Origin of the sequence: Kitasatospora sp. NPDC091207, from assembly GCF_044768625.1 — a bacterium.
In the GTDB taxonomy this organism is placed as follows: domain Bacteria; phylum Actinomycetota; class Actinomycetes; order Streptomycetales; family Streptomycetaceae; genus Kitasatospora.
The window spans coordinates 44,602-63,478 of sequence record NZ_JBIVVS010000026.1 but is presented as its reverse complement, the minus strand read 5'-3'; the positions used below and the strand labels follow the sequence as shown (position 1 = coordinate 63,478).

Annotated in this window: 19 protein-coding genes and 1 pseudogene; 8 read left to right on the top strand and 12 right to left on the bottom strand. The window is 75.3% G+C overall.

Annotation, left to right across the window (positions count from 1 at the left end; all coding sequences use genetic code 11):
• Window positions 1-33: 33 nt before the first annotated feature.
• A complete protein-coding gene (locus ACIQTO_RS31415) occupies window positions 34-462 on the bottom strand; it encodes a VOC family protein (protein ID WP_402395175.1) in 429 nt (142 codons plus the stop codon).
• A gap of 163 nt (window positions 463-625) precedes the next feature.
• On the opposite strand from ACIQTO_RS31415, the pseudogene ACIQTO_RS31410 reads away from it, so the two are divergent.
• Window positions 626-760: pseudogene (locus ACIQTO_RS31410) on the top strand (VOC family protein); the annotation flags it as partial.
• Window positions 761-782: 22 nt separating this feature from the next.
• A complete protein-coding gene (locus ACIQTO_RS31405) occupies window positions 783-1,010 on the top strand; it encodes a VOC family protein (RefSeq protein WP_402395313.1) in 228 nt (75 codons plus the stop codon).
• Between the two features lie 232 nt (window positions 1,011-1,242).
• Here the strand turns inward: ACIQTO_RS31405 and ACIQTO_RS31400 are convergent, their stop codons facing one another.
• Complete coding sequence (locus tag ACIQTO_RS31400) at window positions 1,243-1,797, bottom strand: MarR family winged helix-turn-helix transcriptional regulator (RefSeq protein WP_402395306.1); 555 nt, start codon at window positions 1,795-1,797, stop codon at window positions 1,243-1,245.
• 142 nt (window positions 1,798-1,939) lie between these two features.
• On the opposite strand from ACIQTO_RS31400, the gene ACIQTO_RS31395 reads away from it, so the two are divergent.
• A complete protein-coding gene (locus ACIQTO_RS31395; protein ID WP_380576073.1) occupies window positions 1,940-2,350 on the top strand; it encodes an organic hydroperoxide resistance protein in 411 nt (136 codons plus the stop codon).
• Window positions 2,351-2,402: 52 nt separating this feature from the next.
• Here the strand turns inward: ACIQTO_RS31395 and ACIQTO_RS31390 are convergent, their stop codons facing one another.
• Window positions 2,403-2,777: an SHOCT domain-containing protein gene (locus ACIQTO_RS31390; protein WP_402395172.1), complete on the bottom strand. Its 375-nt coding sequence runs from the start codon at window positions 2,775-2,777 to the stop codon at window positions 2,403-2,405.
• 151 nt (window positions 2,778-2,928) lie between these two features.
• Between ACIQTO_RS31390 and ACIQTO_RS31385 the strand changes: the two genes are divergently transcribed.
• Window positions 2,929-3,300 (top strand): hypothetical protein, encoded by a 372-nt coding sequence (locus ACIQTO_RS31385; protein ID WP_402395170.1) that lies wholly within the window; start codon window positions 2,929-2,931, stop codon window positions 3,298-3,300.
• A gap of 45 nt (window positions 3,301-3,345) precedes the next feature.
• Here the strand turns inward: ACIQTO_RS31385 and ACIQTO_RS31380 are convergent, their stop codons facing one another.
• The 8 genes from ACIQTO_RS31380 to sigK form a co-directional block, all read right to left on the bottom strand.
• A complete protein-coding gene (locus ACIQTO_RS31380; RefSeq protein WP_402395168.1) occupies window positions 3,346-3,996 on the bottom strand; it encodes a beta-glucanase in 651 nt (216 codons plus the stop codon).
• A 184-nt stretch (window positions 3,997-4,180) separates the two neighbouring features.
• Window positions 4,181-4,810 (bottom strand): CBS domain-containing protein, encoded by a 630-nt coding sequence (locus ACIQTO_RS31375; protein ID WP_402395304.1) that lies wholly within the window; start codon window positions 4,808-4,810, stop codon window positions 4,181-4,183.
• Between the two features lie 209 nt (window positions 4,811-5,019).
• Window positions 5,020-5,802: a DUF1295 domain-containing protein gene (locus ACIQTO_RS31370; RefSeq protein ID WP_402395301.1), complete on the bottom strand. Its 783-nt coding sequence runs from the start codon at window positions 5,800-5,802 to the stop codon at window positions 5,020-5,022.
• A gap of 56 nt (window positions 5,803-5,858) precedes the next feature.
• Complete coding sequence (locus ACIQTO_RS31365; RefSeq protein ID WP_402395165.1) at window positions 5,859-7,220, bottom strand: class I SAM-dependent methyltransferase; 1,362 nt, start codon at window positions 7,218-7,220, stop codon at window positions 5,859-5,861.
• Window positions 7,217-8,044, bottom strand: a complete 828-nt coding sequence (locus ACIQTO_RS31360) for a DUF1365 domain-containing protein (protein WP_402395299.1) — start codon at window positions 8,042-8,044, stop codon at window positions 7,217-7,219. Before ACIQTO_RS31360 ends, ACIQTO_RS31365 begins: the two co-directional genes overlap by 4 nt.
• A 41-nt stretch (window positions 8,045-8,085) precedes the next feature.
• Window positions 8,086-9,348 carry an NAD(P)/FAD-dependent oxidoreductase gene (locus ACIQTO_RS31355; RefSeq protein ID WP_402395297.1) on the bottom strand — a complete coding sequence of 421 codons (1,263 nt, stop codon included), beginning with the start codon at window positions 9,346-9,348 and terminating at the stop codon, window positions 8,086-8,088.
• Window positions 9,349-9,598: 250 nt separating this feature from the next.
• Window positions 9,599-10,354: an anti-sigma factor domain-containing protein gene (locus ACIQTO_RS31350; RefSeq protein WP_402395163.1), complete on the bottom strand. Its 756-nt coding sequence runs from the start codon at window positions 10,352-10,354 to the stop codon at window positions 9,599-9,601.
• Window positions 10,351-10,935 (bottom strand): ECF RNA polymerase sigma factor SigK, encoded by a 585-nt coding sequence (sigK, locus tag ACIQTO_RS31345; protein ID WP_380576066.1) that lies wholly within the window; start codon window positions 10,933-10,935, stop codon window positions 10,351-10,353. The genes ACIQTO_RS31350 and sigK overlap by 4 nt, the downstream gene beginning before the upstream one ends.
• Window positions 10,936-11,388: 453 nt before the next feature.
• Between sigK and ACIQTO_RS31340 the strand changes: the two genes are divergently transcribed.
• Together ACIQTO_RS31340 and ACIQTO_RS31335 are read left to right on the top strand one after the other, a co-directional pair.
• Window positions 11,389-12,921: an SDR family oxidoreductase gene (locus tag ACIQTO_RS31340; RefSeq protein ID WP_402395159.1), complete on the top strand. Its 1,533-nt coding sequence runs from the start codon at window positions 11,389-11,391 to the stop codon at window positions 12,919-12,921.
• A gap of 53 nt (window positions 12,922-12,974) precedes the next feature.
• Window positions 12,975-14,915: a hypothetical protein gene (locus tag ACIQTO_RS31335; protein WP_402395157.1), complete on the top strand. Its 1,941-nt coding sequence runs from the start codon at window positions 12,975-12,977 to the stop codon at window positions 14,913-14,915.
• Window positions 14,916-15,064: 149 nt separating this feature from the next.
• Here ACIQTO_RS31335 and ACIQTO_RS31330 read toward each other — a convergent pair whose 3' ends face one another.
• Complete coding sequence (locus tag ACIQTO_RS31330) at window positions 15,065-15,856, bottom strand: arylmalonate decarboxylase (protein ID WP_402395154.1); 792 nt, start codon at window positions 15,854-15,856, stop codon at window positions 15,065-15,067.
• A 257-nt stretch (window positions 15,857-16,113) separates the two neighbouring features.
• Between ACIQTO_RS31330 and ACIQTO_RS31325 the strand changes: the two genes are divergently transcribed.
• Both ACIQTO_RS31325 and ACIQTO_RS31320 read left to right on the top strand, forming a co-directional pair.
• A complete protein-coding gene (locus ACIQTO_RS31325) occupies window positions 16,114-17,484 on the top strand; it encodes an NtaA/DmoA family FMN-dependent monooxygenase (RefSeq protein WP_402395151.1) in 1,371 nt (456 codons plus the stop codon).
• Window positions 17,481-18,701: an LLM class flavin-dependent oxidoreductase gene (locus tag ACIQTO_RS31320; protein WP_402395148.1), complete on the top strand. Its 1,221-nt coding sequence runs from the start codon at window positions 17,481-17,483 to the stop codon at window positions 18,699-18,701. Before ACIQTO_RS31325 ends, ACIQTO_RS31320 begins: the two co-directional genes overlap by 4 nt.
• The last annotated feature ends 176 nt before the right edge of the window (window positions 18,702-18,877 follow it).

Below are 18,877 nucleotides of genomic sequence, written 5' to 3'. Positions count from 1 at the left end.
GAAGGGGTGACGGCTCGCCGGCGTGACGGGCACTCAGTCGAGACAGAACTCGTTGCCCTCGACGTCCTGCATGACGATGCACGAGTCGGTGCCGTCGTAGAGCAGTCGCACGCGCACCGCGCCGAGCGCGACCACGCGTGCGCACTCGGCCTCGAGCGCGGCCAGCCGCTCCTCCCCCACGAGGCCGGTGCCGACCCGGACGTCGAGGTGCACCCGGTTCTTGACGGTCTTGCCCTCGGGGACGCGCTGGAAGAACAGGCGCGGGCCCACGCCCGAGGGATCGCCGCAGGCGAACCACGAACCCCGCTCCTCGGGCGGCAGCGAGCGGTGATGATCGTCCCAGGTGGCGAACCCCTGCGGTGGCGGCGGCACGACGTACCCGAGCACCTCGCACCAGAAACGGGCGACGCGCTCGGGTTCCGCGCAGTCGAAGGTGACCTGGACCTGCCTGACCGATGCCATCGGGCCACCGTAACAAAGGCCTTCCGCCCGATCCCTGGTGGGGATCATCATCCCGAGGGGCGGGTAGCCCGACGCGAAAACCCGGCGTGCGGTGCCCCCCGAGCCGTCCCGGTCCCTCCCGCGACCTTCGGCGGTCACCGCACTAGCCTGGAGGGAGGAGGCGATGGCAATGCTTGGAGACGCACCACTGGTGGCCATCATCCCGGCAGCGGATCTGGCCCGGGCGAAGCGCTTCTACACCGACACCCTCGGCCTGAAGCTCACCGACGAGAACCCGCAGGAGGTCAGCTTCGAATGCGGCGGCACGGAGTTCGGCATCTATGAGACGCCGAGTTGCCGGACAGGCCGCGCACACCCTCGCCAGCTTCAAGGTCACCGACCTCGACGGCGAAATGGCGACGTTGCGCGACCGCGGGGTCACGTTCGAGGAGTACGACCTGCCGGGGCTGAAGACGGTCAACGGCGTCGTGGAGGCCGAAGGCATGCGTGCGGCCTGGTTCAAGGACAGCGAAGGGAACATCATCTGCGTGAACGAGCGGACCGCGTGAACGAGCGGACCGCGTGAACGAGCGGACCGCGTGAACGAGCGGACCGCATGAACGGGCGGACCGCGTGAACGAGCGGACCGCATGAACGGGCGGGTCGCCGCGTAGTGCCCGCCGTTCCCCCGCCGGGGTCCGTCAGGTAGGGATCGCCGGGAGGTGCTGCCGGCCCCCCAGCGGGGCGGGCGAGCACGTCCGGTCCGGGCGGAACCCGGGCCGGCCCGGGCGCCGGGGTGGATCAGCCCTCGGCCCCGTCGGCCAGCAGCGCCGAGTCCAGCGCCCCCGTGACCCGGTTGAGCAGAACGCGCAGGGCCGCCAGGTCCTCGACCGGCAGGCCGGTGGCGGTGAGCAGCCTGCGCGGCACCTGCCCGGCACGGTCGCGCAGCTCGCGCCCGGCGTCGGTGAGGCTGACGGTGACGGAACGCTCGTCCTCGGGGCTGCGCTCGCGGCGGACCAGGCCGGCCGCCTCCAACCGCTTGAACAGCGGCGAGAGGGTGCCGGAGTCCAGTCGCAGATGCTCGCCGATCCGCTTCACCGGCAGTTCGCCGTGCTCCCAGAGCACCAGCATGACCAGGTACTGGGGGTAGGTGAGACCCAAGTCCTTGAGCAGGACGCGGTAGACACCGCCGAACGCGCGCGAGGCGGCGTTCAGCGAGAAGCAGATCTGCTGGTCGAGGCGGAGCAGGTCCTCGTCACGGATCGGCTGCTCGCCGAGGAGCGGGCCCGCGTCCGACGGCCCGGAGCGGGCGGCGTCGGCAGAGGCGGTCGCGGGGGAAGCGGTCTCGGGGGGCATGGCCATGGCTCCATGGTACCGATCGTATGCGCCATTCAGTTGTGCGCAATTGAATTGCGTGCTCTACTTGTCTTCGGAAGGCGGTCCCACGGGCCGCCGGGGACAGAAGCACCACCGACGCAGGACGGAAGGGACCAGATCCATGGACGCGCTCTACACCGCAGTGGCCACCGCGAACGGCCGGGAGGGCCGTGCTGTCAGCTCCGACGGGCAGCTGGACCTGGCACTGGCGATGCCGCCCGCCCTCGGCGGCAGCGGCCAGGGCACCAACCCCGAGCAGCTGTTCGCGGCCGGGTACGCGGCCTGCTTCGCGAGCGCCCTGGGCCTGGTCGGCCGGCAGGCCCGCGTCGACACCAGCGAGGTCTCGGTCACGGCCGAGGTCTCGATCGGCAAGGACGGCGCCGGCTTCGGCCTCGCGGTGGTCCTGCGGGTCGAGCTGCCGGACGCGCTCGCCGGCGAGGCGGGCGAGCTGCTGGTCAAGCAGGCGCACGAGGTCTGCCCCTACTCCCGGGCCACCCGCGGCAACATCCCGGTGGAGCTCGTCGTCGAGTAGCCGCCCCCCGGCACCGGCAGGGCCCGCCGCTTGAGCGGCGGGCCCTCTGCCGTCATCCGCCGCCGGGCGGTTCCCCCGCGGCGCCCCCGCCCGGACCGTTCACACCCGGACCGTTGGCGCCCCGGAGAACGTCCAAGCGCTGTCGGTACTCCTCCGCGTCGATCTCGCCGCGCGCGAACCGCTCGGCCAGCAGGTGCTCCGCCGTCGGTGACACCGCCCGCGGCGGTCCCACCACCCCGGCCTGCCCGCCCGACCCCCACGGGGCGGGCGGCACCGGCCGCGAGCTCCGCGAGAGATGGCGGACCAGGGCGACAGCCACCAGGACCAGCACCACCAGGACCGCCAGCGACACCAACGCCATCAGGCCGAAGCCCCAGCCGCCCCACACATGACCGTGCCCGTGGCGCGGACCGTTCCAGTGCCCCATCTCGGCCTCCTCCTCCGGCCCCGCAGGGCCTATCGAGGTCATCGGCGTCCCCCCACCATCGTGCGCCCACGGCCCTCCGGCCGACCTGATGATTGTCTGAGAAAACGCTCCCGGCACGCCGACCGGACCCGTCGGGGTAGCGTTGCGGCCCATGGACCACCACCCGCCGGCCGACGACCGCGAGCGGCTCGTCGCGGCCGGGGTGCTCCGCCGCTACGAGGACCGACAGCTGCACCCGGCCCTGCGCCACTCGCCGATCTTCTACGTCTCCACCCGACTCTGGGAGGAGCTCACCGCGCTCGCCATCGCGCCCGACGCGGCCGCCGCCACCGCCCACGCGCTGCTGGCCGCCATCGCCGCCGACGCCGTCGACGCCGCCCTCGCGCCCGGCAACGAACGGGCGCCGCGCGACGACCTGTACGTGACGCACCCGGCCTACATCGGCCCGTACCGGCGGGTGGTCTGGTTCCAGCGCACCGGCCCGCGCGGACTGGTCACGGCGACGTTCCCGCCGGAGCGGTGAGCCGGCGCGGTGAGCCGGCGCGACGACCGCCGACCGCCGGCGGCGTCAGCGCTCGATCCGCAGGCTGTGGCACGCCCAGCTCAGCCGGTCCGGCCCCGCCGCCGGCGGCCGGTCGTGATACACGCCGTCCGCCACCGAGAGGTTGACGATCAGGTACGCGTGGAAGTCCGGCCCGACCCCGCGCCGGTCGGCGTGCACGAGCGTGTCGCCGACGAACCAGTCCACCGAGTAGGCGCCCAGCACCGTCCGCAGGTCGAAGGTCGCGCCCGGGGCTATCCCGGCGTCGGCCCCGTGCCAGTACCGGAAGCCGCCCCGGACGTGGTTCGAGATCTCCAGCAGGTCCGGGTGGTCGGGGTGGTACTCGAAGACGTCCACCTCGTTGCCGCCGTCCCGCCACGTCCAGATGGCCGGCCAGGCGCCCGTCTCGACGGGGAGGGTGACCCGCGCGGTGAGGACGTCGCCGGTGCGGACCTGGAACGCCTCCGGGCTGCCCTCGGTGGTCAGCAGGCTGCACGTCCACAGCTCGCCGCCGTGCCGCCGGACGGCGGTGAACACCCCGCCGGGGCAGTAGGCACGGCTCAGGAAGTCGAGCTTGTGATCGCCCCGGTTGGTCGGCCCCATCCGGGGATAGGCGCTGCTGCGGCCCGCCACCCACTGCCTGGTCGAAGTGAAATCCGCGTCGAACACGACTGCCACGGCCGCCTCCCCGGTAACCCTGAGCGTCGGCGACCCGGCGTCGCCACACACCGAGAGTGATGTACCCGATACCCTCCGCAGTATGCGAACCGGACGCTCCGGGTCCGCGGACCGGGCGGCCCGGACCGCGCGGAGTCACCGAGGAGACGTGACCGGCGAAGGGCGGCGGCGGGGCCGGGAGGCGTCAGCCGACGACGACGGGTGCCTCGGTGCTGCCCAGCCGGTCGGTGACCGACACGACGCCGTCCACCGAGCGGCACAGGTTCAGCACGATCGGGACGAGGTGCGGTGCCGGCACGCTGCCGCTGAGCACCACATGGCCCTGGTCGACCTCCACCCCGACCTCGGCCGGGCTCACGCCCTCGATCCGGCCGAGCACCTCCTCGACGATCTCGCGGCGGATCACCCGGTCCTCGCGCAGGAAGACGCGCAGCAGGTCACCCCGGCTGACCATGCCGAACACCCGGCCCTCCTCGTCCAGCACCGGCAGCCGCTTCACCCCGTGCCGGCTCATCAGCCGGGCCGCCACGACCACGCTGGTACCGGGCGTGGTGCACACCGCCGGGCCGGTCATCAGGTCCGCGGCGGTGACGGCCCCGTCCGGACCGGTCCGGGTCAGCTCGGGCGGCGGCAGCATGCTGCCCTGGTCCTCCTGGGCCGCCAGGGTGAGCAGCAGGTCCGCCTCGGAGACGATGCCGATCGGCCGCCCGTCGGCGTCCACCACCGGGACCCCGGTGATGTCGTACTCGGCCAACAGCGCGACGATCTCCCGGAACCCGGTCTCGGGCGCGATCCGCACCACGGGGCTGGTCATCACTGATTCGACGGTGGCATGCCGCACGCCGGTCACCTCGTCCACGAGCCGATGTCCGCCGGACGACCGCCGTCCGGCCCAGTACCTGGAGCATCGCTCCCGGCCGGGCCCCCGACCAGGGGCCAAGGGGCTGACATCCCGGGACCAACGGCCCTGCCGTCGAACGCTCCTCTCACAGCCTACGGCGGTCCGGGCGGGCGGCCCCGCCGTCACCGACCCCGGCGACGTCCGGTCCTGAGCCGCGGCCGGGCTCCGGCCCCACCGCGCGGCGGCCGCGGCAGGAACGAACTGGTCCGCGCGGTGTACTCGGCCCAGCCGGGCTTGGTGGCGCCCAGCTGCCGCTCCAGCATCGGCCGCCCGCTGCCGAACGCCAGCAGCCAGGTCATCAGCAGCGGGCTGCCGACGAAGGCCCAGCCCACCGGGGCGTCGGCCGCGAGCAGGAACAGGCCCCACCAGACGCAGGCGTCCCCGAAGTAGTTCGGATGCCTGGTCCAGGCCCAGAGTCCCTGGTCCAGCACCCGGCCCCGGTTGGCCGGGTCGGCCCGGAAGCGGGCGAGCTGGTGGTCGCCCACCGCCTCGAAGAGGAGGCCGAAGCCCCAGAGCCCGACGCCCGCCCACACCACCGCGCCCGGCGGGCCCGGCAGGTACTGCGCCGCCTGCACCGGCAGCGAGACGAACCAGGCGAGGGCGGCCTGGAGCAGGTAGACCTTGCGCAGCGCGTACGCCGTCCGGCGCTCCGGCGGGGCCTTGGCCAGCATCCGGGCGTAGCGCGGATCCTCGGGTGCGCCCCGCCCGCGCCGGCCGATGTGCACCGACAGCCGCAGGCCCCAGACCGTGACCAGCGCGGTGGCGAGCGCGCGGCGCGACCAGTCGCCGTGCCCGGCCGACAGGCCGAAGCCGGTCAGCGCGACGGCCGTGAAGGCCAGGCCCCAGGCGACGTCGACACCCCGGTGGCGACCGGTCCGGACACCGATCGCGAAGGCCGTGAGCATCACCGCGAGGGCCGCGCCCGCCGTGGCGGCCAGGTTGACCGCGAAGGCGGCGGCGTTCACGCCCCGCCCCCGGGGCCGGGGCGCGGGTCGACCTCGCCGGGCCGGGTGAGGAGCAGCTGGCGCACATCCAGGTAGCCGCTGCGGAAGCCCGCCTCGGAGTACGCCAGGTACAGCTCCCAGGTGCGGCGGAACACCTGGTCGAACCCGAGCGCGGCCAGCTCGTCGGCCCGTTCGGCGAAGCGCTCGCGCCAGAGCCGCAGGGTCTGCGCGTAGTGCGGGCCGTAGCCGTGGGAGCCGGCGAGCATCAGGCCGCTGTGCCGGGCCGCGGCCTGGGCGAGGGCCCGGGCGGAGGGAATCTGGCCGCCGGGGAACACGTACTTGTGGATCCAGGTGTAGGTGCCGGCCGAGGCGAGCATCCGTTCGTGCGGCATGGTGATGGACTGGAGCGCCACCCGGCCACCCGGCGCGAGCACCCGGTCCAGGGTGGCGAAGTAGACCGGCCAGTACCGCCGCCCGACCGCCTCGATCATCTCGACGCTGACCACGGCGTCGTACTGACCCCGGACCTGCCGGTAGTCGCAGAGCCGGACGTCGACCGCCCCGGCGTGACCGGCGTCGGCGATCCGGCGGCGGGCGAGGGCCAGTTGCTCCTCGGACAGGGTGAGGCTGACGACGGTCGCGCCCCGGCCGGCGGCCCGCAGCGCCAGTTCGCCCCAGCCGGTGCCGATCTCCAGCACCCGGCTGCCGGGGCCGACCGCGGCCAGGTCGAGCAGCCGGTCGATCTTGCGCCGCTGGGCGGTGGCCAGACCGGACCACTCGGCCTGCGGCGAGCCGTCCGGGCCGAGCGGGAAGATCGCCGACGAGTAGGTCATGGTCGGGTCGAGGAAGAGTCCGAAGAGCTCGTTGGACAGGTCGTAGTGCCGCCGGATGTTGCGCTGCGCGTTCTCGACGGTGCCCAGCTCGGTGGCGGGGGGCCTGCGGAGGACCAGCGGGCGCAGCCGGGCCGTGCCCGCCGGGACGAGCGTCTCGGGTGCGGTGGCGAGCGCCGTCAGCAGCCCCACGAGGTCGGGCGCGTCCCAGTCGCCGGCCTGGTAGGCCTCGCCGAAGCCGATCAGGCCACCGGCACCGACCCGGTGCCGGAAGGCGTCCGGCCGGTGCAGCCGCAGGACCGGCCCGTCCGCGGCGGCTCCGTCCGTGGCCGGCGCGTCGGGCAGGCGGCTGTCGGGCAGACGGTCGTCGGGCCGCTCGACGCGCAGGCCGCGCTGCCGCACCGCCCGGCGCAGCAGCAGCCCGGCGGCGGCCGCCCGGACCGGCGCGCGCGGCACCGCGGCCACGTCCGGCCAGCGCGCCGGGTCGACCCCGGGTACGGCGGGTACGGCGGGTGCCGCGGTGACGGGGGTTCGGGTGGGTGCGGTCACGGCTGGTGGACCTCTCTCCGGGAGCGGGGACGGCCGAGGCGGAGCAGGCCGAGGGGGTGACGGCCGCGGTGGGGCCGGACCGGACGGGCGTGGCCGTCGCGGGGCTGGACGGGCAGCCCGCGCAACAGCAGCCGGATGCCCTGGTACCGGATGTGCGCGCTGACCGCGAGCGTGGAGAACGGGTGGCGCAGCACCGCGCGCAGCAGGCCGGGCGCCGAGGCCGGCGTGCGCACCCCGTGCACGGTGGCGGTGAACTCCCGCCCGCCGGCGCGCTCCAGTGCGACGGTCAGGTCGAGCCGGTCGCCGGGCTCGGGCAGCGTCATCCGGTACTCGCCGTCCACCGGGAAGAACGGCGAGACGTAGAACTCCTTGGCGGTGCGCGCCCGGCCCCGGTCGTCCGGGAGCAACAGGTAGCGGTGGTCGCCGCCGTAGGTGTTGTGCACCTCGGCGACGGTGCAGACCGGGAGGCCGGCCCGGTCGTGGCACCAGTAGACGGTGAGCGGGTTGAACACGTGGCCGAACGAGCGGGCCTGGGTGAGCATCAGGACCCGGCCGCCGTCGAGGTCGACGCCGTGTCCGAGCAGGTAGGCGTCGAGGTTGCCGCGCAGCCCGGGCCCGGGTGCCCCGGGGTGGTCGGCCGCGCGGAACCGTGCCAGCGGGCGCAACGGACGGGGCAGGCGGGGCAGCCGGTCGAGGTCGACCAGCCACAGGTAGCCGCGGTGCTCGAAGGTGTGCCGGAGCGGGACGGTGCGGACGTGGGCGATCCGGCACTCGTACAGCGCGGCGCCCCAGGGCCCGGGCAGCTCGCCCGTACCGGAGGCCACGACCCGGGGCACGGCCTCGGGTACGGCCGGCGTGGTCCCGGTCACGACGCCCTCACCCCGAGCAGGGTCCGGGCGGCGGCCAGCCCGGAGCGGCAGCCGTCCTCGTGGAACCCCCAGCCCTGGTAGGCCCCCGCGTAGGCGGTCCGTCCGGTGGCGAGTTCGGGCAGCCGGCGTTGGGCGGCCACCGTCTCCAGGGTGTAGACCGGGTGCTCGTAGACCGTGCGGGAGACCACCTGCGCGTCGGGCACCGGCCGGTGCCGGTCCTCGTTGAGGGTGACGACGTAGTCCTCGCGGGTGCCGAGGCCGAGCAACCGGTTGAGGTGGTAGCTGACCCGGACGCCTTCGGCCGCGCCGTGGCAGTCGGTCATCCGGTAGTTCCAGGACGCGCGGGCCCAGACGGCGCTCGGGAGGTGCTCGGCGTCGCGGTGGAGCACGGTGGGGTTGCGCGAGTAGGTGAACGCGCCGAGGATCTCGCGTTCGGCCGGTGTCGGGTCGGCGAGCAGGCGCAACGCCTGGTCGGCGTGGGTCGCGACGACCACCGCCTCGGCCCGGTGGCGGTGCCCGTCCTCGGTGATCACCGTGACTCCGTCGGGGTGACGGCGCACCGCCCGCACCGGCGCGGCACGGTGCACCACGGCGATCCGCTCGGCGATCCGCTCCACGTAGGTGCGGGAGCCGCCGACCACGGTGCGCCAGGTCGGTGAGCCCGCGACGCTGAGCAGGCCGTGGTTGTTCAGGAAGGTGAACAGGTGGCGGGCCGGGTACTCCCCGGCGCGGTCCGGGGCGCACGACCAGACGGCGGAGACCAGCGGGGTCATGAAGTGACCGGTGAAGTACGCGGTGAAACCGCCCTCCCGCAGGAACGCGCTCAGGGTCTGCTCGCGGCCCGACGGGTCGGCGAGCAGCCGGCGGGCACGGCGGTGGAACAGCGGGATCTCCGCCAGCATCCGCAGGTAGGGGCCGCGCAGCAGGCTGCCCGGCCGGGCCAGCAGCCCGGCGGGACCGCGCGAGCCGGCGTACTCCAGTCCACAGCCCTCGCAGCTCACCGACATGCTCATGTCGCTCTCCCGGGTCTCGACACCGAGCTCGGCGAACAGCCGGGTCAGTTCCGGGTAGGTGCGCCGGTTGTGGACCACGAATCCGGTGTCGAGCGGGACGGTCCGGCCGTCGGAGGCGGTGACCACCTGGGTGTGGGCGTGCCCGCCGAGCCGGGCGTCGGCCTCGAACAGCTCGACGTGGGCGCCGGCCCGGGTCAGCTCATGGGCAGCCGTGAGGCCGGCGACCCCGGCCCCCACCACGGCGATCCGCCGGCGGTGGTCGGCCGGTCGCCTCGGACGGCCGACCGCCGCCGCGGTGGAGACTGCGCTGGACGTGTCCACAGGTGTTCCCCTCCAGGTCGCGTGCCCGGCCGGGTGCCGGACGTCGCTCGGGTGCACTGGGGGTTCGTAGCCACCGGCGGAGCGGATTGGACCTTCGGAGGGGGTCGTGGACACCACGGCCGGGGCCCGCCGTCCGGACGGCGTGGTGCCGTCCGGGCGGCGGGCCGCGGGCCGGTCAGGTGAACGGCAGCAGCAGGACGGGCGTGCCGCTGGGGTGCGGGGAACCGCCGGCCGGTTCCACGGTGACCCCGATGCCTGCGGCACCGTCGAGCGGGCCGTCGAGCAGCAGCGAACCGTGGGTGCCCGGCATCAGCCCGGCCGGGCGCATCGTCCCGGCGTCGTCGAACCAGATCTCGTAGGTCTGGCCGGCCGGCAGTGCCGGCATCCCGGCGGCCAGGAACCCGGCCTGTCCCTTGCTCTCCGACCAGATCACGGTGCCGACCCCCGATCCGGCGGTCGCCCTGGCGGTGGCGGTCCGGGCGTCGGGGGCGGTGAGCAGCGTCCCGAGGTCGGCCTGCTGCTGTTGCAGTCGGGCGGCCTGCGAACGCGCCCGCTCGGCCCGGTCGTGCTGCTGGACGGCGAGACCGCCGAGCGCCGTGGCGACCGCGACCGAGGCCGCGAGGGCGAACTTCGGCCACCGGCGGCGCCACCGCCCCGGCCGCCCCGGGTCGCCGTCCGGCTCGGCGCCGGCCCGCGGTGCGAGCTGGCGGACGGAGGCGATGCCGCCCAGCACACGCGCGCGCAGCTCGGGGGGCGGGGTGACGGTCTCGGCGGCGCCGAGCCGGGCCAGCGTGGCCGCGAACTCGGCCACCTCCTGGGCACAGGCCGGGCACCGGGCGAGGTGGTGCTCGAACGCCTCCCGCTCGGCCGCGGGCAGGGCGTGGGCCGCGTAGGCGCCGGTGAGCGTGTGCAGGTCGGCCGCGACGGTCATGACGCCACCCCCAGGCAGTCGCGCAGCCGGATGAGGCCGTCCCTCATCCGGGTCTTGATCGTGCCCAGCGGGGTGGCGAGCAGGTCGGCCACCTCCGGGTAGGAGAAACCGCGGTAGTAGGCGAGCGTGACCGACTCCCGCTGGAGTTCGGTGAGCATCCGCAGGCACCGCCTGACCTGCTCCCGCTCCAGCCGGCCCTCGACCTGCTCGGCGACCTCGTCGAAGACCGGGGCGTAGGCCTTGGCCGCGGCCCGCTGGTCGCGGTCGGCCGCGGCCTGCGCGGCCCGGACCCGGTCCACGGCCCGCCGGTGGGCCATGGTCAGCACCCAGGCCAGCACCTCGCCGCGGTCCGGCCGGTACCGCGCGGCGGTGCGCCAGACCTCCAGCATGACCTCCTGGGTGACCTCCTCCGACTGCGCCGGGTCGCGCAGCACCCGCCGGACCAGGCCGAGCACCTGCCCCGCGACGGCGTCGTAGAGGGCGGCGAAGGCGTCCTGGTCACCGAACGCCGTCCTGGCCATCAGTTCCTTGAGATCCGGTCGGCGCCGCTGCGGGCCGGCCAGGTGCACGACGGTACTCACCTCGTCACCCTCCCACGGTGGTCGGCGCGGGCGACCGGCCCGGAAGGACGGGCGGGCGGCCTGCCCGGCGGGCAGTTCCTTGGCATACGGGTCCTCCGGTGCCCGGCGCGATCGGTCCGCGCCGGGCCGTCGTACGGGTGTCGGCACCGTCTGTTCGGAGCGGACGGGCCGGCGGATTGCCGCGATCCGTGGATCACCGCAGATCCGTGCGGACCTCCCGCTCCGGGCGGCGGGCCGGTGCGGACGGGGGCCGGTGCGGGACCGGGTGCTGTGGCGACCCGGGCGCCGGGCGGCGAAGCTGACGGAGACGGCGGAGAGGCAGCATCGGCGGAGTCGGCTGCGTCGGCGGAGACCGCGACCGGGCCGCCGCCGCCCGACCGAGCCCCGGGGCCGTGACCTCCCCGGGCGGTGGAGCCGAGCCCCGCACCGCACCCGACGCTCCCTGGAGGCGCCATGGCCGGACCGAGCACCCCCGAAGCCCCGCTGCGCTGTCTGCTCACCGGCGCCACCGGCTACATCGGCGGCCGGCTCGCCCCCGAGCTGCTGGCCGCCGGGCACTCCGTCCGCTGCCTGGTCCGCGACCCGGGGCGACTGCGCGACCACCCCTGGCGGCCCGAGGTCGAGGCCACCGCCGGGGACGTCACCCGGCCCGACTCGCTGGCCGGGGCGTTCGCCGGCATCGACGTCGCCTACTACCTGGTCCACTCGCTGGGCACCGGCCCCGACTTCGAGGCGACCGACCGGGCCGCCGCCCGGGCCTTCGGCGAGGCGGCGGCCCGCGAGGGCGTGCGCCGGATCGTCTACCTGGGCGGCATCAACCCGGCCGGGGTACCGGCCGCCGAGCTGTCCCCGCACCTGCGCTCGCGCGCCGAGGTCGGCCGGCAGCTGCGGGCGGGCGGGGTGCCGACCGCCGAGCTGCGGGCGGCGGTGATCATCGGGTCCGGGTCCGCCTCGTTCGAGATGCTCCGCTACCTCACCGAGCGGCTCCCGGTGATGGTCACCCCGAACTGGGTCGGCACCAGGATCCAGCCGATCGCCGTCCGGGACGTGCTCCACTACCTCACCGCGGCGGCGCGACTGCCGCCGGACGTGGACCGGGCCTTCGACATCGGCGGCCCCGACGTCCTCACCTACCGCGAGATGATGGAGCGCTACGCCGCCGTCGCCGGACTGCCGCGCCGCCTGATCGTGCCCGTGCCGGTGCTCACCCCCCGGCTCTCCAGCCACTGGGTGGGTCTGGTGACACCCGTCCCCAACCCGCTCGCCCGCCCGCTGGTGGAGTCGCTGCGGCACGAGGTGGTCTGCGGCGAGCACGACCTCACCCGGTACCTGCCCGATCCGCCCGGCGGCCCGACCGGCTTCGACCGGGCGGTGCGCCTGGCACTGCGGCGGATCAGGGACGCCGAGGTGGCCACCCGCTGGTCCTCCGCCAGCCTGCCCGGCGCGCCGAGCGACCCGCTGCCCACCGACCCGGACTGGGCCGGCGGCAGCCTCTACCAGGACGTCCGGGAGCGCCGGGTGGCCGCGCCGCCGGCGGCGCTCTGGCAGGTGGTGGAGGGCATCGGCGGCGAGAACGGCTGGTACTCCTTCCCGCTCGCCTGGGCCCTGCGCGGCCGGCTCGACCGGCTGGCCGGCGGCGTCGGCCTGCGCCGGGGCCGCCGCGACCCGGCCCGGCTGCGGGTCGGCGACTCGCTGGACTTCTGGCGGGTGGAGGAGATCGAGCCCGGACGGCTGCTGCGGCTGCGCGCCGAGATGCGGCTGCCCGGTCTGGCCTGGCTGGAACTGTCGGTCACCCCGGACGGCCTCGGCGGCAGCCGCTACCGGCAGCGGGCACTGTTCCACCCGCACGGGCTGGCCGGACACGCCTACTGGTGGTCGGTGGCCCCGTTCCACGCCTTCGTCTTCGGCGGGATGGCCCGCCGGATCACCGAGCGCGCCGCCGCCGAATCGCAGAACTCCGCCCCGAACGGCGCAACCATCACATGATCGACTCGTTGGACCGTCCGCCACCACACGACAGCCGGCTCCGGGAGGATTCGTTGGCAGGACGGATAGACCGCGGAGCACCGCCCCAGGGCGCGACCGCCCGCCCGGTGGCCCGCGCCGAGGCGACCCTGGTGCGCCACTACCGCCGACTGGTCCGGCTGGCCTACCTGGCCCTGCCGGCCGACCGGGACCGGCACAGCCGGGTGCTCGCCGCGCACGCCGCCGTCCAGCGCGCCCTGCCGTCCCGCTGGAGCCGGCGGGAGGAGCCGGCGGGCGACGACGAGGACCCGCTGTACGCCGCCCTGCGACTGCGGGTGCTGCGGACCGCACTGCGCCCCCGGCCCGCGGACCGGCTGCTGACGCCCCGGGTCTGGGGGCTGCGGCTGTTCACCCCCGGCGGTGGTGAACACGACGCGGCACTGGACCGGGAGCTGACCGCCCTGGACCCGGCCGCCCGGTCGGCGTTCGCCCTGCTGGCCGTGGAGGAACTGACGCCCGGGCAGGCCGCCGACCTGCTGCGACAGGCCGGCGCGGCCGAGCCCGACCGGGCCGTCGACGAGGCCGCGAAGCTCTCCGCCGGGCCCGATCCGGGCCTGCCCGCCTTCGACCCCTGCGCGGTGCGCGTCCAGCCGACCGACCTGTTGCGCCGCCGCCGGGCCTTCGGCGCCTCGCTCGCGGTGGCCGCCCTCGCGCTCACCACGACGGCCGCCGTGCTGGCCGGGTCGGACGCCCCGGCACCCGCCGGGGCACCCGCCCGTCCGCTCGCCGCCCCGCCCAGCGGGACGGCGCCCGACCCGGCCCGGCTGCTCCGGGCGGCCCCGGACCAGTGGCAGCACACCGCCCGGATCGACTTCCTCGCCTGGCCCGCCCGGGGCGACCGCCGCGACGACACCGCCCTGCTCGGCCGGGCGCTCGACGCCTGGGCCCGCCCCGGTCCGCGGACCAGGGCCGAACCGGGCACCGGAACGACCCCGCCGCAGGGCCCGCCCCAACTGCTGTTCGCGGGCACGGTCGACGGCGCGGCCGTGGTGGTGCTGTACGACGGGGGGCGGCTCGCCCGCTGGACCGACGGGCCCGGCGGCGGGCTGGACCTCGCCCGCGCCGACGACTCCTCCGTCACCACGGCCGGCGCGGTGGTCCTGCACCGCCGGGGGGCCACCGCCCGCTATCTGCTCGCCCCCTGGATCGACGCGGCCGACACCCGTCGGCTGGACCAGCCCGACGCGCCCGCCAAACCCCTGGACCGCGTGGACGGCGTGACGGCCGCGGCACCGGGCGCGAGCCCGGTGGGTTCCCCGGGCTCCAGCACGCCCGGTTCGAACGCGCCCGGTTCGAACTCCCCGGGCGCGTTCGCGGACTGCCAGGGCGCCACGGTGCTCCAGTTGCGCTCCTCCCCCGCCATCGCCGAGAAGCACGCCTTCCTGCTGGCCGACCTCGGCGGGCTCGTCCCCGCCCACCTCAGTTACACCCCGCCGCCGGACCGCACCCAGCCGGCCCGGCAGCCCCGCGAGGCGGTCGGCCCGGACGCGCTGGCGGCCTGGGCGCGCGCGGGCTGCGCGGTGCCGGACGGCAGCCCCGGCGTCAAACAGCTCAACCTCTGGGCCTTCGCCGTGCAGCAGTTGCCGCAGAACGCGGGCGCGGCGTCCTGGGTGTGCCTGCGCGCCGACCGCTGGAACGGCGAGGGCAGCGCCGTGACCGCCGTGCTGCTGCCGAACGCCCGAGGCCCGCAGCGTACGGGCGGCGGTCCGGGCCGGGCGTGCAGCCGGTTCGAGCAGGACACGGTGGGCTGGACGTGGTGGCGCTCGCCGCAGGGCACGGAGTTCCTGCTGGCGGCGGGGAGCCGGCGGGTCACCCGGATCGCCGCCAAGGGACCGGACTGGACGGCCGACCGGCCCACGCCCGACCACACCCTGGCCGTCGAGCGGCCCGCCCGGGCCACCGTCGCGCTGGAGGCGGTACTGGACGGCGGGGCCCGGATCGCTCCGCTGCGGTGACGGCCGGGCGGTGGGTCGGAACGACGGCCGGGCAGGGGACGGCGGGTCGGGGGGGACGGCGGGTCAGCAGCACGGCGGGACGGCGGGCCGCCCGCCACGGCGCGGGCGGCCCGGGGCACCACGGCGGGTCAGGCCGTGCCCCTCGCCGGTCAGGCCGCCCAGCGGCCCCGGACGTCCAGACGCCGCAGCAGCGGGTGCACGTCACCGGAGAGCCCTGACCCGGCCCGCTGACCCGTCACCCGCCGCGCCCACCAGGCGGACGCCAGGTTCGAGGAGAGCAGCGGACGGCCACTGGTGTCCTCCCGTGCCAGCTCGCCGAGGGCGGCGAGCGTGCCCATGCCGGTACCGGTGAACAGCAGCGCGGAGTCGTCGGGGAGGCGGTTCTCCCGCTGGTGGGCGCGTATTCGCTCCCTGATCCGGCCGGGGGTCACCTGGTACGGGTCGAAGTGGTCGACCCCGTCCGGGGTCTGCCCGGCCGGGACGAGGACGACGCCGTCCACCGTGAGCCCGGCGCGCTCCCAGAAGGCCCGGGAGGTGTCGGTGAGCCACGGCTGGTAGGGCGAGACAAGGGTGAGCCGGCTGACCCCGAGCTCCTCGCAGGCGGCCAGGATCGCCTGGGTCGAGGAGGTGACGGGAAAGCCGACGCGGTTCGACATCTCCTCGCACAGAGCGAGGTCGCCCTCCGGGTCGAGCAGGTAGTGCGAGGCGCTGCAGGCCACCACGGCCGCGTCCAACCGCATGGCGCCGAAGCCTTCGAGGGTGTCGGGCAGGACCCGGTTGTAGGTCTCCAGCATCTCCCTGAGTTCCACACCCGGGGTGATGGGGAAGCGGGAGGCGTACACGTGCATGGCGGCACCGATCAACCGGTTGAACTCCGGCTCCGCCGTGGGGTTCTCCGGGGGGACGACGACTCCGAGTCTGGGCAGTGAGAAGAGATCCATGGCCGCACAGTAGGCCGAGCTCCGTGACGGGGGACAGATCCGCCGACATGAAGAGACAGACCACTCACAGACGCTTTGCACGCCGTTCTCGTTGTTGACACTCCTTGACACTCCCCCACAGATCCCTGACCCGAATCCCCTTGTTTCCCACATTGGTTCGGTGAAGTCTGGTGATCAAATCCGCCCCGTGGACCGGACCGCAGACGCGTGGCCACGCGGCCGGCCTCCCCTGGTCTCCCCCTGAAGGAGCGCGCTCCGTGCCCGCAGCCGCAGAACCCGCCGGAAAGAAGCAGGTGCACCTCGCGGTGCAACTGCCGGCCATCCACAACGTCACCGTCTGGACGGACCCCCGCTCCGAGAGCCAGATCGCGATCGACTCGTTCATCCGGCTCGCCCGCACCGCGGAACGCGGCAAGTTCGACTTCTTCTTCCTCGCCGAAGGGCTCCGGCTGCGCGAACACAAGGGCCAGGTCTACGACTTGGACGTGGTCGGCCGGCCGGAGAACCTGACCGTGCTCGCCGCGCTCGCCGCGGTCACCGACCGGATCGGCCTCGCCGCCACCCTCAACACCACCTTCAACGAGCCCTACGAGGTGGCCCGCAGGCTGGCGAGCCTGGACCTGCTCAGCGGCGGGCGGGCGGCCTGGAACGTGGTCACCAGCTACGACGCGTTCACCGGGGAGAACTTCCGCCGCGGCGGCTTCCTCGCCGAGGCCGACCGCTACACCCGGGCGGCCGAATTCCTGCAGACCACCCGCGAGTTGTGGGACAGCTGGGCCGAGGGCGACGTCCGCGCCGACGCGGCCGCCGGCCAGTTCGTCCGCCCCGGCGCCGGGACCTTCGCCCACCGGGGTACGCACTTCGACATCGCGGGCCGGTTCACCACCCCGCGGGGCCCGCAGGGGCATCCGGTCATCATCCAGGCCGGGGAGTCGGACGTGGGCCGGGAGTTCGCCGCGTCCGACGCGGAGATCATCTTCAGCAAGTACAACCAGCCGGAGCAGGCGCGGGCCTTCTACCGGGACGTCAAGTCCCGGCTCGCCAGGTACGGCCGCCGCCCGGAGGACCTGAAGATCCTGCCCACCGCGACGGCGGTGGTGGCCGACACGGACGAGGAGGCCGCCGCGTACGCCGACGAGATCACCCGCGCCCAGGTCAGCCCGCAGACCGCGATCGCCCACCTGGAGGGCGTGTGGGGCCGGGACCTCTCCGCGTACGACCCGGACGGGCCACTGCCCGACATCGACCCGGAGCCCGACGCCCACCTGCTGAAGGGGCACTCGGTGTTCCGCAAGGGTCGCGAGGAGACCGCGCGGCGGTGGCGCAAGCTGGCCGAGGAACGGAATCTGAGCATCCGTCAGCTGATGATCGAAGTCCACGGCGGGCAGAACTTCGTCGGCAGCCCCCGCACCGTCGCCGACACCATCGACCGCTTCGTGCAGAACGACGCGGCCGACGGCTTCATCCTCGTACCGCTGCTGACACCCGACGGCCTGGACGACTTCGTGGACCGGGTGGTCCCGATCCTCCAGGAGAAGGGCGTGTTCCGCGAGGACTACACCGGGACGACGCTCCGCGACCACCTGGGCCTCACCCTGGGCCCCGGCTCCCCGAAGGAGACCTCGTGACCGCCACCCCTTCCGACGCCCCGCTGCACCTGGCCGTCGCCCTTGACGGCGCGGGCTGGCACCCGGCCGCCTGGCGGGCCCCGGACGCCCGTCCGTCGGAGCTGTTCACGCCCGGCTACTGGGCGGACCTGGTGGCCGAGGCCGAGCGCGGCCTGCTCGACTTCGTCACCCTGGAGGACGGCCTCGGCCTGCAGTCCGCCCCCTTCCACCGGCCCGACGAGCGCACCGACCAGGTCCGGGGCAGCATCGACGCCGTCCTGCTGGCCGCCCTGCTCGCGCCGCTGACCGAGCGCGTCGGCCTGGTGCCGACCACGAACGTCACCCACACCGAGCCGTTCCACCTCGCGATCGGCATCGCGACCCTCGACTACGCCGCCCGGGGCCGGGCCGGCTGGCGGCCGCAGATCGCGTCCCGCGCCGCCGACGCGGACCACTTCGGCCGCCGCAAGACCCCCCAACTCACCGACGACGACATCCGCGACCCCGAGCTGATCGCCAAGCGGCTCCGCCCGCTCTTCGCCGAGGCCGCCGACGTGGTCGAGGTGGCGCGGCGGCTGTGGGACAGCTGGGAGGACGACGCGGAGATCCGGGACGCGCCCACCGGCCGCTTCATCGACCGCGACAAGCTGCACCACATCGACTTCGAGGGCCCGCACTTCAGCGTCCGGGGGCCGTCGATCACCCCGCGCCCGCCGCAGGGCCAGCCGCTGGTGGCCAGCCTGGCCCACGCCTCGACGCCGTACGAGTTCGCGGCCCGCGCCTCCGACCTCGTCTTCGTCACCCCGCACGACCGGCCCGGTGTCGAGCGGATCCTCGCCCAGGTCGACGAGGCCGTCGTCGCCACCGGCCGCGACCTGCGGGCCCGGCCGCTGAGGCGGTTCGCCGACCTGATCGTCCTGCTGGACGACAGCCCGGCCGCCGCCGCCGACCGCAAGGCCCGCCTGGACGACCTCGCCGGCGCCGAACTCGCCTCGGACGCGGCCGTCTTCACCGGCACCGCGGCCGGTCTGGCCGACCTGCTGCTCGACTGGCGCTCCGCCGGCCTCGACGGCTTCCGGCTCCGCCCGGCCGCCCTGCCGCACGACCTGAACGCGATCACCCGCGCCCTGGTCCCCGAGTTGCAGCGCCGCGGCGCCTTCCGCACCGCGTACACGGCGACGACGCTGCGCGGGCACCTGGGGCTGGAGCGACCCGCGAACCGGTACGCGCGGGCTTGAGCAGGCCGGGCGCCCGCCCTTGCCCGGTCCGGGCGCCCGGCCGTACGACCGCACCCGGTCCAGGGCGCGGGGGGGGGGGGGGGGCGGGCGGGGGGGGGGGGGGGGGGGGGGGGGGCGCGCCCCCCCCCCCCCCCCCCCGCCGGGGGGGCCCCCCGGGGGGGGGGGGGCGGGGGGCC